The sequence below is a fragment of the Glutamicibacter halophytocola genome (assembly GCF_001302565.1).
GTDB classification, from domain to species: Bacteria; Actinomycetota; Actinomycetes; order Actinomycetales; family Micrococcaceae; genus Glutamicibacter; species Glutamicibacter halophytocola.
On record NZ_CP012750.1, the window covers coordinates 729,863 to 745,440 of the forward strand.

The window sequence follows — 15,578 nt, forward strand, 5'->3', positions numbered from 1 at the left end:
ACATGATGATGGACTTGGCTTCCACCCCGGTGGCCCTGCACCAGTACCTTAACGGCACGTGGGCCGAGGGCCAGGGACGCGAAATCGATTCGAGAGCTGCCGCTGATAACTCGCAGGTACTTGCCCGGGGCCGCGCAGCCAGTGAAGAGCAAGTCGATGCAGCTTTCGCCGCCGCCCACCAGGCGAAGAAAAGCTGGGCGGCCACCCCGATGGCTGCACGCGCAGCCTACCTGATCGCGGCCGCAAGCTACCTCAAGGAGCACGCTGAGCAGTTCGGAGAGGAACTGGCCGGCGAAGAAGGCAAAACTCGGGCCGAAGGAATTGGCGAAGTACTGCGAGCAGCCCAAATTTTCACCTATTACGCAGGCGAAGCGGAACGCGCTGCCGGGACGGTATTCCGGTCTCCTCGCGCCGGAGAGCAGATCCTGGTGACCAGCAAGCCGCTGGGCGTGGTGGGCATTATTACGCCGTTCAACTTTCCCATCGGCATTCCAGCGTGGAAAATCGCGCCGGCACTTGTCTTCGGAAATACCGTCGTTTTCAAGCCAGCCAGCCTGGTTCCGATTCTGGCGCTGCGCCTTGTCCAGGCCTTGGAATATGCCGGACTGCCCGCAGGAGTGCTCAACCTCGTCATTGGCCCAGGGGCGCTGGGAGACCGATTCATTGCCAATGAGCACCTCAACGGCCTGTCCTTCACCGGATCAACCGCGGTAGGCCGCCGGCTCTGTGCCGCCGGCGCTGCGCGCGGTGTTCCGGTCCAGGCCGAGATGGGAGGCAAGAACGCCGCGGTGGTGCTGGCCGATGCCGACCTGGATCTAGCCAGCGAACAAGTGCTTTTCGGAGCCTTCCGCTCTACCGGGCAGAAGTGCACTGCAACCAGTCGGCTCATCCTGGACGACGGGATTGCCGAGGATTTCCTGGCCAGACTCATCACGCGCCTGGAACAGTGGACTACCGGCAACCCGCTGGATCCCAAAGTCCACATGGGACCACTAGTTGATGCCAAAGCAGCGGCCTCGGCGCGCGAAGGAATTGACCGTGCCCTGGGCCAAGGAGCGCTGCTGCGCTTCCAAGGCAAGGCTCCAGAAACGGGAAGCTATCTGGCGCCCACCATCTTGGAGCTGCCAACAGGTGAAGCCGGCCGGGAGAACTGTGCCTGGCGCGAGGAATTTTTTGCCCCGATTCTTGCGGTGTGCACCGTCAGCGGCACAGATCAGGCTTTTGAAGCAGCCGAAGACTCGGAGTTCGGGCTGAGCCTGGCCCTGTTCACCAGCAATCTTTCCGTGGCACTAGCTGCTGAACAAGCACTGGATGTTGGCATATTGCATGTAAATTCGGAGTCAGCAGGCGCGGATCCCCACGTGCCATTTGGAGGTGTCAAGGCATCTGGCTATGGGCCGAAGGAACAAGGAGCAGCGGCCCGCGAGTTCTACACGCACACGACCACCACTTATTTGCGGGGCTGATTGCTCCAGCTCAAGTGCCGAAGAAGGAAAGATCAATGATGATTGAACGTATTTTGGTTATCGGCGCCGGAACCATGGGCCGGCAAATCGCCATGAGCTGCGCCTTGAGCGGCTACGAGACTCTCCTGCAAGACATCTCTGAGCAGGCCTTGACCGCTGCGCGCACAGACCTCGAAGCGTGGGCCGCGTCCAGGGTTTCCAAGGGCAAATTGGAACAGTCGGACGCGGACACGGCCTTGAACCGGCTGGCCCAGAGCACGGATCTGGCAGCTAGCGCCAGTACGGCCGATCTGGTGATCGAAGCAGCCGTGGAGCGGCTGGATATCAAGGAGCAGATCTTCGCCACCTTGGGTGAACATGCCCCAGCCCACGCGATCCTTGCCACCAATTCCTCGACCTTGCCCTCATCGCGCGTGGCCGCGGCCAGTGGGCGCCCCCAGCAGGTATGCAATATGCACTTCTTCAACCCTGCACTGGTGATGAAGTGCGTTGAAGTGGTCCGCAATGAGCAGACCAGCGATGAAACGGTTGAAGCCGTGACGGCCGTGGCCACGCGGCTGGGCAAGCAGCCGGTGCTGGTGAACAAGGAGATCCCGGGATTCATCGCGAACCGCATGATGGGAGCTATCAACGCCGAGGCATTGAACCTGGCCCACGCAGGAATCGCCAGCATCGAAGATATCGACACCACCGCCAAAACAGCACTCGGGCACCCGATGGGCCCCTTCGAGCTGATGGACATGGTTGGCCTGGACGTCATCGATTTCATCGCCCAGGCAACCTTCGCCGAAACGGGCAATGAAGCCGATAAGCCGCATCCGCTCATTACCGAAAAGGTCCAAGCAGGTCTCCTGGGCCGAAAGAGCGGTGAAGGGTTCTACCCTTACTCGTAGCCACTCCGCGGGCCTGGAGGTTGAATCGCGTGCAGGGCTTCGCATGCCAGTCGTTTTCCAGGGTTCGGCGAGAACATGAAAGACTGTGAGCATGAGTCACATTTCGACTGATCAACGAGCTCGCCACGTTGCTTCGCGGGTGGAAGACAAATTCCACAACTGGCGTGCCAAGCGGGCACAAGCCAAGGGGCAAGGGGCGGTCATCCTGCCTTACACCGGCTACGGTTCGACCGGACCCGAAGGGGGCTGGATTCGCGTACTAGCGCGAGTCGTGCTCGCCGGCCCCGGAGCCTTCGAATTCGGCCAGCATCAGGCGCAGGTGATCGCCGACGGGATCAGGGGTTTTCGAAATTTCATTTCACCGATCCTTCCATTTGGCAAGGTCAGCATCGTCGTAGGAGAGCAGCGCTTCGAGGTGCAAGCGGACCGCGGCGGCGTCATAGATGCAAAGCTGGCCGTTGACCTGCCGGCGGGCTGGAACGAGATACACCTTCAAGCCCACGACGGCGACGAGGCGACAGCCCGAGTCATGGTCATTGACCAGGCTCAGAAGTTCGGCGTGATCAGCGACGTGGACGATACCGTGGTGGTCACGGCACTGCCGCGACCCTTGCTGGCGGCATGGAACTCATTTGTGCTCTCAGAGCACGCACGCGTTGCAACTCCGGGCATGGCTGTCATGTTGCAGCAAGCGCGGCAAGAGCACCCCGGTGGACCGATGGTCTACCTTTCCACGGGGGCATGGAATGTTGCGCAAACTCTGCAGCGCTTCATCTCCCGCAACCTTTATCCCGAAGGCCCGTTGTTGCTCACGGACTGGGGACCCACGGACCGTTCCTGGTTCCGCAGCGGCATGCAGCACAAGGTGGACCAGCTGCGGCGGCTGGCTCAGGAGTTTCCACATATCTCCTGGATCCTGGTCGGCGACGATGGCCAGCACGACCCGGCGATCTACGCAGAATTCGCGCGACGCTATCCAGAGCTGGTCCGGGCGATAGTGATCCGGCAGCTGACGCCGTCCGAGGCTGTGCTGGCTGGCGGACGCTCCAACGAGTTGCGGCGCACGACCCCGGGCGTGCGCTGGGTCTATGAGCCTGATGGCGCGCGAATCCTCGACCAGCTGGTGAAGCTTGGCCTGGTTGATGCTGACGCGAAGAATTTGTAGAGGAAAGAACGGTAATGGCTGAATCAATGCTTCGTGTGCAGGTGCCCATGCGCTGGGGCGACATGGATGCCTACGGGCATGTCAATAATGTCAACCTGATCAGGCTGATGGAAGAAGCGCGTATTGCTGGCTTTGGAGTTCCTGGCGGAACCGGTGCTCCCGGAGTTGAACCGCAGGCAGATATTTTTTCCGCGGTGCCGCCAGGAATCCAGATCCTGGTCGTTGAGCATCGCGTGCGGTACTCCAGGCCTTTGGAATACCGCAATGTTCCGGTGAATGTGGATTTGTGGGTGGCAAACATCAAGCCAGCCAGTTTTGAAATCTGCTACGAATTCCGGGACCCAATTGAGGATTACCTATGCGTCAAGGCGGCCACCACGCTGGCGTATTTTGACCCGGTTACTTCGCGAGTTCAAAGGCTGAGCCCTGAAGAACGCGAGGGACTGAGCGCTTTCGATGGTGCATCAACCTTCCCGAAGTAAGCTCTGGCCTTTCTGTCAATTAGGATTGATCTATCTACTCTTATTCAGACAGGAAGTGATGTTATGTCTCAGCCAGCTGGCGGACGTCTGCAAACCGAGGCTCGACCTGCACGACCTCAAGTTGTCTTGCAGGTGCTCAAGCGCGAGCATATTGCTCCGCATTTGGTGCGGCTGACTCTCGGCGGTCCTGGGTTCGATAACTTTGTCGACAAGGACGTGACGGACCGTTACGTCAAATTCTTGTTTGCCAAGCCGGAGCTTGGCCTGGAAATGCCTTACGACATGGAGGAGCTGCGCAGCAAGCTGGCCCCCGAAGACATGCCGGTGCGCCGCACCTACACCGTGCGCCGCAGCGATCTTGAAGCTCGAACGATCGAAATTGATTTTGTCGTTCACGGCGATGAGGGATTGGCCGGCAAATGGGCACGCGATACCGAGATCGGTTCCTCGATCTGCTTCGCTGGGCCTGCCGGGCTGTTCGTGCCGCGCGAAGAATTCGATTTCCATTTCTTTGCCGGTGATGAGACAGCTATTCCTGCCATATCCGCGGCTTTGGAGGCCATGTCCCCGCAAATGAAGGGGCTGGCCGTCATCGAGGTCGCCGACGGAGCCGATGAACTGGAGCTTGTGCACCCAGAGGGTGTTGAAGTTCGATGGCTGCACCGCAACGCACCCTTCACCCCGCAGAACACTGTTCTGGAAAACGCCGTGCGCGAGTACCCATGGCCCGGTGGCCGAGTGCAGGTCTTTGCCCATGGCGAGCGCGAAGTCATGAAGCGGCTTCGCCTCTACTTCTACGATGAGCGCGGGGTCGATCGCCGCGATATGTCATTGTCCGCCTACTGGGCGTTTGGCCGGGCAGAAGATGCGTTCCAAGCCGAAAAGCGCACCGAGGTTGGCAAGATCTTCGCTGACTGAAGCGGGCCCGTCGCCATTATTCGGGGCGCTCATTGAGTGTTGCGGGCGGCCCAGCAACCTAAGTTAGACGTACCTAATAAAAAATTCAGAATATTAGGTGATTAGGGCTTGACGTTATTAGGGCTAGTTAGGTTATGCTTATTCCAGAGCTTCTCCCGTGTGTGGTCGGGAGAAGCGACTAACTTGACCGATATCATCGGCCAGTTCACTACGGTTCGAGGTTGCTCACCTCGACCTAGTGGTCGGCTTAGCCGGCTTGAATAAGGGGAATAGGGAATCGGGTGGCCTGCTCAGTCATCCGGATCGCAGAAAAAGGAACTTGCCAGGATTGCACACCTTGGCAAGTTCCTTTTTCATTGCTCGCGATGCTCGGAGTCATAAGCCCATAAGAGCAGTGTGGCCAGGTATCCCGCGCCGGCGGGAAGCGATTCCCTGATGGCCGGGGGAATGCTTGAATTCTTGAGCGCGCGCCTGACGACAAGATCAGAATCCAGGAAGATCTGTGAATCCCGTAGCCCGCGCAGTGCCATATAGTCCCTGGTCCAAGGTCCTACTCCGCGTAAAGACAGCAGTTGCGCCAGGAATTCGGTTGGCCGGTGAACCAGGGATTCCCCGGACTCCATATACCACTGCGACACGGCATGCAGTGTTGCTGCTCGCGCCAATGGGCACCGGATGATGGATTGAATTTCGGGCGCGCTCAGTGCTGACGTTGCTTCGGCAGTCGGAAACGCGCGAAGCCCTGATGCGTGCGCCTCGCCCAGGTGTTCGACATACCTTCCAGCGAGCGTTCGCGCGGCGGCCAGGGAAACCTGCTGGCCAATGACCGTAGTCGCCAGAGCCTCGAACCGGTCCGGGTAGCTGATGAGCCTCAGATTCGGAAATGACGCAGCCATCGCGTCGAGCCCCGGCATCTTCGCAAGGGATTCATAGGCTGGAGAGGTGTCTTGCTGCAATCCGAACCAGTGATTGATGATGGTTTGCAGGCTGGGGACTAATATGGCAGGCGCATCATGCTCTACGGATATTCCTGACGGGTCCAATGCCAGGTGGACATCGATGAGGTGTCCGCCAACGCGCAGGATCCGGCGAACTTCCGCGGTGGACGGCTCGATTCTTTCCTGGGCTGGAAGGGAATGGAGCCGCAACACGGACAAAGCATGTACGATGTCCAGTGTTCCGGCTGCCTCCAGGCGCAATGCCATGGGCTTCAGGCCCAGATTCCTGAGCTGCCTCGGCGATGGGATCCCACCAAATGGGTATCGACCATGCCGATGGCTTCCATGAGCGCGAACATTGTCGTGGGCCCCACAAATTTGAACCCGCGTTTCTTCAATTCCTTGGCCAGCTCCTTGGATTCGGCGCTCTGGGTCGGGATTTCTGCCGCGATCCGCGGGGCTGGAGTTTGCTCTGGCTTGAAGGACCAGATGAAATCGGCCAGCCCTCCCTCTTCGCGCATCATGAGCGTGGCTTCCGCGTTGGCGATGGTGGCGCGAATTTTCAGTTTATTGCGCACGATGGCGGGGTTGTCCATGAGGCTATCAAAGTCATTCTCGGTGAACAGCGCAACCTTTTCAGGGTCGAAGTTGGCAAACGCCTCCCGGAAGGCTTCCCGCTTGGAGAGAATGATGGCCCATGAGAGCCCGGATTGGAAGCATTCCAGGCTCAACCGTTCGAAGACTCCTGCTTCGGTGTTCACCGGCATGCCCCACTCGGAATCGTAATAGGTGCGGAGCATATCGCTGGTGGCAGCCCATTGCGGGCGGGCAAGGCCATCTTCGCCGATAACAAGATCTTCAGTCATGAATCTATCTTCGCATTATATGAGGTCAAGGGCATGTACTGAAGAAATGCTTCAGAATTTAGTAAATCCCCGGTGGTGCTTGGGCAGCCGCGCACGGGCCACGTCCTGGGCGTCCCATCCTTGAATTTCCACCGCTGGGGAAGAGTGCCGACGAGGTGAAAAAGTTGCGTCTTCGCGGTCAGCATATGCGTGGCCTGCCGGGGCGTGCGCGTAACAATCGGAAGTTGCCAGGCGCTCAGCTGGCGCAGTTAATGCCCTGGCCCTGATTGGCTTTCACAAGGGGTTCAATTTTCCAGTTCAACCGTCTATCATCGTTATATGGCGATGATAGAGTCTAGAAGCGATGATTTGCTGGATCGCGACGGCAAGATGCGGCAAGCTGCGCTCTTCCATGCCCTCGCTGACCCGACAAGGTTGCTGATCCTTGAACATCTGAAAACCGGTGAGCACAAGGTCAGGGAACTGACCGATCATCTAGGGCTGGCCCAGAGCACGGTCAGTGCCCATCTTGCCTGCCTTCGGGATACTGATTTGGTCACTGTCCGGAGCCAGGGGCGGGCGAGCATCTACGCACTGGGGCAGGCCGAGTACTTGGACCAGCTGCTCACCTTGGCACAGCTAATCGTCCCAAACCAATCGCAGGCGCATCACTGGCAAGAAGCGCACTCAAGCCAGCAAGTAGAGGTGTAGCCATGGGCCACGATCATTCGCACGGCCACTCCCACGATCATTCGGAGGCCAACCGCTCTCGACTTGCCTGGGCCTTTGGCATCACGGCAGCCATTCTCATTGCCGAAATCATCGGGGCCATTGTCACTAGCTCGTTGGCCTTGCTCGTCGACGCGGCACACATGCTGACCGATACCCTCGGGCTGCTGCTGGCGCTCACCGCGGCCAATTTGATTGCGCGCAAGCCCACCACCAAGCGAACCTGGGGATTCCGGCGCGCCGAAGTGCTCTCGGCAACACTGCAATCAGCGCTGCTGCTCGCAGTCGGCATCTACGCCGCCATCGATGCCGTTCGCCGGCTGTTCACGCCAACAGAAATCCAGCCAACAGGCCTGCTCGTTTTTGGCGTGATCGGTTTGCTGGGAAATGTCATTTCCATGTGGATCATCTCCGCGGGACGCAAGAACAACCTGAACATGCGCGCAGCGTTCCTTGAAGTTGTCAATGACGCATTGGGCTCGGTGGCAGTTATCGTTGCCGCCGTTGTCATCGCAACTACCGGATGGATGGCAGCAGACTCGATTGCTGCCCTGGTCATCAGCGCCCTGATCGTTCCACGTGCCATGAAGCTGTTGAGCGAAACGACTCATATTCTGCTGGAATCCACGCCGCGAGGGCTGGATCTCATTGCGGTGCGCGAGCACCTGGAGAACCAGCCCGGTGTCATTGCCGTGCATGACCTGCACGCTAGCCAGATAGCCTCGAACCTGCCGGTGCTCACCGCCCATGTGGTCGTCGAGGATTCGATGTTCTCGGCTGGAGTCGCGGGAGACTTGCTGAAGAACCTGCAAAATTGCGTGGCCGACCACTTCCCGATCAGCATTGAGCATTCGACGTTCCAGATCGAGCCATCCTCGCATCAAAGCACCGAGCACCAGCACGGCTGCTAGCAAGGGCGGCTGGAAAACCCGGCGGATAACCTGTGGTTTAGTTTTGCCGGGGCTGGGTCATACCTGAGTATGATGCGCTGCCTAATCAAGTCAAGCCTGTTGGTGGATGCCCATCTGGCTAGGGAATTTATATTCTTTTGGTATGACTTCTGAAACCCTGCCAAAAACTGACCATGCGGTCGCCGCTCGTGGGCTGACCAAAACCTACGGACATGACACCACCCGGGTTGAGGCTCTTCGCAGCGTCGATGTCTCGTTCGCACGTTCTCGTTTCACTGCCATCATGGGTCCTTCCGGATCCGGCAAATCAACCCTGATGCATTGCCTGGCTGGCCTGGACTCGGCAGACAGCGGCGAAATCATCATCGGCGGCAAGAACTTGCTCTCGCTCAGCGACGATCAGCTCACCGAGATGCGCCGCGAACAGATTGGTTTCGTTTTCCAGTCGTTCAACTTGGTCCCCACCATCAACGCGCAAGACAACATCTTGCTGCCCCTGTCCCTGGCTGGCAAGAAGCACGACAAGGCCTGGTTCGACACGGTCATCAATGCCTTGGGCTTGCGCGACCGCCTGACCCACAAGCCACATGAACTCTCCGGTGGGCAGCAGCAGCGCGTGGCCGTAGCCCGTGCGCTGCTCACCCGCCCTGAGGTTGTCTTTGGCGATGAGCCAACTGGCAACTTGGATTCCCGAACCGGCGCCGAAGTCCTGTCGCTGATGCGTACTTCCACTCGCGAAATGGGACAGACCATCATCATGGTGACCCACGATCCCGTGGCAGCATCCTACGCAGACACCGTGCTGCTCATGAAAGACGGCGCGATCGTCGGAACCATCGAGGAGCCAACCGTGGCTACCGTGTCCGAGGCACTCGCCTCATTGGCGGAGTAAACGATGCTGCACGTAGCACTTTCCAATATCAAGACCTACGCCCGGCGCTATATCGCCGTCGTGCTTGCCGTGGCCATCGGCACCGCGTTCCTCGCGGCAACGCTGGCAGTGAATTCGTCAACACAGGCGACCTTGAAGAATTCCTTGGGGGATTCTTACAAGTCCGCCGACTTGGTGGCCTACTGGGATCCAAGCCCAAGCGCCGACCCCGACCAGACAACTGAGCTCACCGCCAAAGAAATCGATGGCGTTCGCAATCTCCCAGGAGTGTCTACCGCCTATGGCTTGGGCTATGCCTATGGCCAATTGCATACCGCGGATAATGGATACACCATTCAGATCCAGCCGGTCGACCCGAATCAGGGGCTGGGTGGAATGGAACTTCTCGAAGGCCGCGCTCCGCTGGCCAACAACGAGATGATCATCGATGATTCCCATGCCAAGGACATGGGCATCTCCGTCGGAGATGTTGTGGCCCTGAGCGACGACCAGGGGAAGACCCAGAACATCAACATCGTCGGTATTCAGCGTTCCTCGGCTAACCCGCAGACTTCCGCCTACGCCTTGGGCGGCATGAGCGAAAAGGCATGGAGCCACTTCGCCGGCGACAGCGCCATATTCCGCGACATCGTCATCAATAGCGATGGTTCCATTGAGGCTGTTCGGCAGGACCTGCAAGACTACTTTGCAGACCAGAAGAAAATTGACGTCGCAGTGGTCACCGCGGATCAAAAGGTTATTGACGAAGTGGCCCAGATGACCGGTGGCACCGACCAGCTGAGCATAATCCTGATTATTTTCGCTTTGATCGCGCTCGTAGTTACCGGCCTGGTTGTAGTCAACACGTTCTCCGTGGTGATTGCACAGCGAACCCGGGAATTGGCGCTGCTTCGCACCCTGGGCGCCAAGCGCAAGCAGATCCGCAGCTCGGTACTGATTGAAGCCCTCGTGATTGGCATCGTGGCATCGGTGATTGGCGTCTTGCTGGCCATCGCGTTGATGGCTGGTTTGATCCAGCTGCTGCACACCCTGGTCCCTGCCATGTCATACGCAACGCTCTCGATGACCCCTGTCGGTCTCGCGGTTCCAATTGCTGTCGGCATCTTGATGACGGTTGTTGCTGCAAGCTTGCCTGCTCGCCGGGCCATGAAGCTGGCGCCGCTGGCCGCTCTGCGCCCGTTTGACGCTGCGAGCGTGAAGAACCGCGCGGGCATTGTGCGCATCGTCTTTGGAGCGGTGTTGGCCCTCATCGGTGTTGGCCTGCTGGTCTTCGGCGCAGTCAAGGGGAATCTGGTCGTAGCCTTCCTGGGCGGCTTGGTGTCCTTCCCGGGGATCTTGATGCTCGCCTCGCTGTTCGTACCGAGCAGCGTCGCCGGTATTGGCAAGGCGATTGCCGGCAAGTCGACCTCCCGCCGCCTGGCTGCATTGAACGCGGTGCGCAATCCAGGGCGCACCACGGCCACGGCGACTGCCTTGCTGATCGGCGTGACGCTGGTTTCGATGATCATGGTTGGCGGCCAGACCGCCAAGGCCAGCCTGAACAATTCGGTTGCTGCCGAGTACCCCGTGGACATGATGGTCTCGTTCTACGACGGAGCGACCAGCAAAGCCAAAGCGGAAGAGCTGGCCAAGACGATCGATGGCGTTGACGGCGTCAGCGCCACCTCGACTTTCACCAGCTCGTATGCCGATGCGGATCTGGACATGGGCGAACCGGTCAACATCCAGCTGATTGCTGTTGATCCGCAGGAGTACGCCAAGACGGTTCTGGACCAGAAGGTCGTGCCCGAGAATGGCGAACTGATCTTGTCCCAGTGGGAGACCGACCAGAAATCCATCGAGGTCGCTGGACAGTCGCTCAAGGTCAAAGAATCAGGCGCGCTGCTCTCAGGAAACCTGATCACCAATGAGACCCTCAAAACCTTGGAGATCAAGGATCCGAGTTCATACCCCGGAATCATCGTCAAGGTGGATTCCAGTATCGCAGGCTCGCAGATCAATGAACTGGTGACCGAAATTTCGGACATCACCGGCGTTGAATCCTCGATGATTGACGGCGGCGTGGTCATGAAGTCGATGTTCACGCAGATCATTGATGTGCTTCTGACCATTGTTTCGGCGCTCCTTGCCGTCGCGGTGCTCATCGCATTGATTGGCGTCGCCAATACGCTCAGCCTCTCGGTGCTTGAACGGACCCGCGAGAACTCGCTGCTTCGGGCCTTGGGCCTGAAGAAGAAGCAGCTGCAAAGCATGCTGGCCACCGAAGCGGTCCTTATCGGTGGTGTCGCGGCCTTGCTCGGCATGGTCCTCGGAGTTGCCTACGGCTTGCTGGGTGCCCAGTCGGCATTGGCATCCATGGGAACCTTGACCTACTCCATCCCGTGGTGGCAGCTGGCAGCAGTCCTTGCCGTGAGCGTGATCGCTGCGCTCCTGGCATCCATCACCCCAGGGCGACGGGCTGCAAGGCTTTCACCAGTAGAAGGCTTGGCAACCGAGTAATAGCCGCGTAGTGCTCAAGGCCGGGCCCGGAATAACAGCGATCCTGTTCTCCGGGCTCGGCCTTTTCGCTGCAATTGCAGTTGCAGATATAGATTGGCCCCATGAACATAGAACTCACCCGGTTCCGGGTGCTTCCCGGAAAGACTGCCTCGGTCAACGAATGGATGGAACTGCTTAACTCCAGCTTGCCTGCGGTCCTTGAGACCCTGGAGCAAGAAAAGATGTACGTCGAAACGATCTTTAGCGAAAGCATCGACGGGGTCGAGTACCTGTACTGGTACAGCATCCAAGGCGAGAACGGTGTCGAGGTCAAGGACTCGAATCACGAGATCGACAAGGCCCACTTGAGGTATTGGAAAGAATGCATTGACCCCGACTACGCACCGCAGGATCTGCGCCCTCGAGTGAATATGATCCCTGAACGCATTCAGTCCCTCATGAAGTGAATGCAGCACCGCGACATTAAAGGTCCACTTCACAGGGGAACTGGACCTTTAATGTCGGGTGGGGCGCTAGCTGCGCAGCGTGATGGTGGTGGCCATGGCCGGTGAACGGCCGGTGGTCACGAAGCCAGAGATATTGGATCCCGGGTGCTTGATGATGTCGGTAATCGACCCCAGATGCCGGCTCAGGTCGATCTTGTCTTCCGGCGCGGCAAGCACGAGGTGGAAGCCGAATTCCTGCAGTGCGCGTATACCGGCGGCCGCATACTCCGAATTGGCCTGAATGAACGCTTCATCGATCATCACCGTGCCGAAGGAAGTGAAGCCCGCCGAAGCGAAGCCAAGCTGGTAGGCCAAAGCAGCACCCATGATGAAGGAAGTAAAGCGCTGGCCCTCGCCACCGGAAAGGGTTCCAGGTTCCAAGCCGGTTTCGATTTCACCATTGGTCTTGTGCTCATTGCAGCTGATGACCACGTGTTGACGAACATCCAGCACCGTGGAGCGCCACGCGTTGAGTGAAGGATCGCTCAAGGCGGTAACGAGGGATTCCAGCGCCTGGTAGGACGTGGCCAAGGTCGTTTCATCCTTGGTCGTGTAGGCCTCCTGCAAGGCATCCTTCAACTCCTTGCGGAAGTTCCCGGCCTCCACCGGAATCGAATTCTCGACCTCCAGGCGCAGGATGGATCCATGCTCGAACGTCACCTCGGCCAGAATCTGGTTCAATGGCTTGATGCGTTCGGAGATCATGCGACGCTCTTCATCAAGCAATTGCAACAGATCGCTGAAGCGCTCGTAGGAGCGGTTGGCGAAGTATTCACGGAATTGCGCTTCGTGGTGCGGCAGGCCATCGGCAACAATCTGATCGTGCAGCTGTGTGTAGTGCTCGGCTGCCTCCGCGGAGGTACCGTGGGTCTGGGCGTGCGAGGTGCCGAAATCACGGGCAAAGCGACGGAAAGTTTCACTCAGGGCGCTGCCAATTTCCTGGTGCTGGCTGTTCAGCGAGTTCATCTGGCTTCCCAGCTGCAGCTTGACCTCGGCGAAGGCCTCGCTGATTTGCTCACTGGGTGGGCACTTGCCTGAAATGGCCTGGTCAAGGACCGGACCGAGCAACTGATGCTGGCGCAATGGCGCCGGAATCGATTGCTCCCAATCGCCAGCCGGCTCCTGTGCCGTGGCCAGGACCTGCTGAGCACGTTCTACCTGGAGCTGCAGGTCCCGGATGCGGGAACGGACCAGTGCAAGGTCGCCGACAAGCTTTTCCGCTTCGGCCTTGGCTGCTTCAATCTGCTGGCGCACTCGCGAGGAATCACCCGAGAGCGACAGGGCATCGCCAAGCTTCTGCTCGCCACGCCGCAACGCTTCCAAAGCCGGGGAAGAATCCAATTGGCTGAAGCTGCGCTCGTCGGCAATGATCGCCTTGAGCAGCAGCGACTTGGCAACCACCTTGTTCTTGGCGGCGCTGCGTTCATCGGCAGACGCTTGTGCCTGGGCGATTTTTTCCTCCAAGCGCACAGCCTTTGACTGCAGCTCGGAAATCTTTGATTCGTTGGTGAAGCCGAGCAAGTATTCGGAGGCCGGAAGTCCGCGAGTATCGCGTTCGAAGGTTCCGGCACCGGTTTTCATGGTGCCTGCAGGGGTGATGGCTTTGGGATGCACATGCATGGCGGCATCGTTATCCACGCAAGCCAGCGGATAATCCGCGGTGATCTTCGACTTTAGCCAATTGCCCGCATCGCCTGGGGCAAAGTCGAGTTTGGTGACCAGATCTGCCGGGCCCGCCGTACCCTCCTTGGGTTGCTGGGAAATATCGATCCATCGAACACGTCCCAGGCCATCAAGCTGGTCGATAGCATGGGTCACCTGCCCCAGCAGGTCGCCCGGCACCAGCAGGGTGCGGGCCAAGGAATGCAGGGCCTTCTCCGCGGCCAGGCGCCAGGTCGAGGAATCAGCGGAAACATCCATCAGCTCGCCGGCAAAAGGCAGCTGGTCTTCGCTCAGCGAGCACGCCGAAGCGATTGCCCGGCGTGCTGCGATGGACCGGTCATCAATATTGCTGGCGCGGCGTTGATAGGAGCGGATCTGCTCGGCCAGCGTCTCGGCGCGCTTGCGCAAATTGACCAGCGATGCCATGGCTTCATATTCCACGGTTTGCGCGTCGTGGGTGATCGAAGACAGCTGCTGCAAAGTGCGGGCCGCATTGGCACGCAACTCATCCAAGCCGGTGGCGGAGAACTCAAAGCTCAAACCAGCATCTGTCGCCTGTTGCTGCAGGGCGCGAAGGGCATTTTCCTTTTCGCTCAGCGCCTTTCGAGCAACGTCGGCCTCGCGCTCCAGAAGCATGAGCGAGGCGGAACCGGCCGAATCGTGCGCCGCTTCCAAGGACTGCAACTGGTCATCGAGCTGCTCCTTGCGCGCTCGAAGTTCCCCTTCTTCGATCTGCAGGGCAGCTAGTTCGCTCTGGTGGGAGGAGAGATCATTGCGCATCACCAGCTGGCGGACCTGGGCTTCCAGGGCCTGCACGTCGCTGTCCAGCAGGTGGCGGGTTTCGGCGATTTTCTTGGCCAACTGGCGGTAGGCCAGATCCTGCTGGGGAACCTCGGCCAGCGCGTCACGCTGGGCACGGGCGGTGTCCAATTGGCGATAGATGCCGCGAAGGTGCGCGAAGTCCTCAACTGCCGCCGCGGCGGCTTTGAGTGTTGCCGGTTCTTCGAGAACTTCATGGCGGAAGAACTGGTTGACGCCTTTGGCCAGGCCCTTGCCGTTCTGCAGGGTGCGCAACAAGGCAAAGGCCTTATCGCTTTCCACCCCGAGGCGGCGGCGAAGACGCTCAATAAACGCCTTGTGGGTATCGAAGGCTTCGGTGGGTGCTAGCGCCTTGGATAGCGAGGAAACGGTGAAGCGGCGCGGCCCGTGGTTCTCCAGCTCAGCAATATCCACCTTGCCTTCGCACAACAGGTAGTGCTTGGAAACTTGGCCTTCCAGCCCAGCATCGGGCAGATCAAAAACGGCCCCGGCAGTCACCGTATTGCCCATGCCGTCCTCGTAGCTGAGGATGATGGCGCTCCAGGTGGCGCCCGGACGCTGGTAAACGGTGCCTTCGCTGGTCTTGAATTGGCGTCCGCGCATATAGGAGAAGGTGGTGCGCCGGTCTTCGCGGGTGGCCGCGTCGTTAGCTGATTCATTGAGGCGGGGAGTCGCGAAAAATACGTGGCCCATGGCGTCGAACAGGGTGGATTTGCCAACACCGGGGTGCCCGGTGACCAGTGTCCCGGCCCGGTCCACGGACAGGTCGTGCAGCCCGTGGAAGGTACCCCAGTTAACGATCTGCACCCGGCTGAGGCGATGCTGGCCGGGGTTGATCGCGCCGCCCAGCGGAAGAGTCATTTCAATGCTCATC

General features: G+C 59.2%; 13 protein-coding genes. 10 read left to right on the forward strand and 3 right to left on the reverse strand.

All coding sequences use genetic code 11. From position 1 onward, the window contains the following. Positions 1-2 precede the first annotated feature (2 nt). The 5 genes from AOZ07_RS03495 (at position 3) to AOZ07_RS03515 (ending at position 4,924) form a co-directional block, all read left to right on the forward strand. Positions 3-1,466: an aldehyde dehydrogenase family protein gene (locus tag AOZ07_RS03495; protein ID WP_236995254.1), complete on the forward strand. Its 1,464-nt coding sequence runs from the start codon at positions 3-5 to the stop codon at positions 1,464-1,466. Between the two features lie 35 nt (positions 1,467-1,501). Next, the gene (locus tag AOZ07_RS03500) at positions 1,502-2,359 is read left to right on the forward strand and encodes a 3-hydroxyacyl-CoA dehydrogenase family protein (protein ID WP_060700727.1); all 858 of its coding nucleotides are present in this window, start codon (positions 1,502-1,504) and stop codon (positions 2,357-2,359) included. A gap of 91 nt (positions 2,360-2,450) precedes the next feature. Beyond that, positions 2,451-3,524 carry an App1 family protein gene (locus tag AOZ07_RS03505; RefSeq protein ID WP_060700728.1) on the forward strand — a complete coding sequence of 358 codons (1,074 nt, stop codon included), beginning with the start codon at positions 2,451-2,453 and terminating at the stop codon, positions 3,522-3,524. 14 nt (positions 3,525-3,538) lie between these two features. Next, on the forward strand, positions 3,539-4,006 hold the full coding sequence (locus tag AOZ07_RS03510; protein WP_060700729.1) for an acyl-CoA thioesterase: 468 nt from the start codon (positions 3,539-3,541) through the stop codon (positions 4,004-4,006). A 63-nt stretch (positions 4,007-4,069) separates the two neighbouring features. Continuing rightward, positions 4,070-4,924 carry a siderophore-interacting protein gene (locus AOZ07_RS03515; RefSeq protein WP_060700730.1) on the forward strand — a complete coding sequence of 285 codons (855 nt, stop codon included), beginning with the start codon at positions 4,070-4,072 and terminating at the stop codon, positions 4,922-4,924. A 353-nt stretch (positions 4,925-5,277) separates the two neighbouring features. Here the strand turns inward: AOZ07_RS03515 and AOZ07_RS03520 are convergent, their stop codons facing one another. Together AOZ07_RS03520 and AOZ07_RS03525 are read right to left on the reverse strand one after the other, a co-directional pair. Then, a complete protein-coding gene (locus AOZ07_RS03520; protein WP_060700731.1) occupies positions 5,278-6,129 on the reverse strand; it encodes a DNA-3-methyladenine glycosylase family protein in 852 nt (283 codons plus the stop codon). Between the two features lie 5 nt (positions 6,130-6,134). After that, positions 6,135-6,728 carry a DNA-3-methyladenine glycosylase I gene (locus tag AOZ07_RS03525; RefSeq protein ID WP_060700732.1) on the reverse strand — a complete coding sequence of 198 codons (594 nt, stop codon included), beginning with the start codon at positions 6,726-6,728 and terminating at the stop codon, positions 6,135-6,137. 318 nt (positions 6,729-7,046) lie between these two features. Between AOZ07_RS03525 and AOZ07_RS03530 the strand changes: the two genes are divergently transcribed. From AOZ07_RS03530 to AOZ07_RS03550, 5 genes are all read left to right on the forward strand, one after another. After that, complete coding sequence (locus AOZ07_RS03530; RefSeq protein WP_060700733.1) at positions 7,047-7,418, forward strand: ArsR/SmtB family transcription factor; 372 nt, start codon at positions 7,047-7,049, stop codon at positions 7,416-7,418. Between the two features lie 2 nt (positions 7,419-7,420). Continuing rightward, positions 7,421-8,347, forward strand: a complete 927-nt coding sequence (locus AOZ07_RS03535) for a cation diffusion facilitator family transporter (protein WP_060700734.1) — start codon at positions 7,421-7,423, stop codon at positions 8,345-8,347. 142 nt (positions 8,348-8,489) lie between these two features. Next, on the forward strand, positions 8,490-9,239 hold the full coding sequence (locus AOZ07_RS03540) for an ABC transporter ATP-binding protein (RefSeq protein WP_060700735.1): 750 nt from the start codon (positions 8,490-8,492) through the stop codon (positions 9,237-9,239). A gap of 3 nt (positions 9,240-9,242) precedes the next feature. Next, complete coding sequence (locus AOZ07_RS03545; RefSeq protein ID WP_060700736.1) at positions 9,243-11,738, forward strand: ABC transporter permease; 2,496 nt, start codon at positions 9,243-9,245, stop codon at positions 11,736-11,738. A gap of 101 nt (positions 11,739-11,839) precedes the next feature. Beyond that, the gene (locus AOZ07_RS03550; protein WP_060700737.1) at positions 11,840-12,184 is read left to right on the forward strand and encodes a DUF6176 family protein; all 345 of its coding nucleotides are present in this window, start codon (positions 11,840-11,842) and stop codon (positions 12,182-12,184) included. 66 nt (positions 12,185-12,250) lie between these two features. Here AOZ07_RS03550 and AOZ07_RS03555 read toward each other — a convergent pair whose 3' ends face one another. Further along, positions 12,251-15,577 carry an ATP-binding protein gene (locus AOZ07_RS03555; protein WP_060700738.1) on the reverse strand — a complete coding sequence of 1,109 codons (3,327 nt, stop codon included), beginning with the start codon at positions 15,575-15,577 and terminating at the stop codon, positions 12,251-12,253. Position 15,578: the final 1 nt, after the last annotated feature.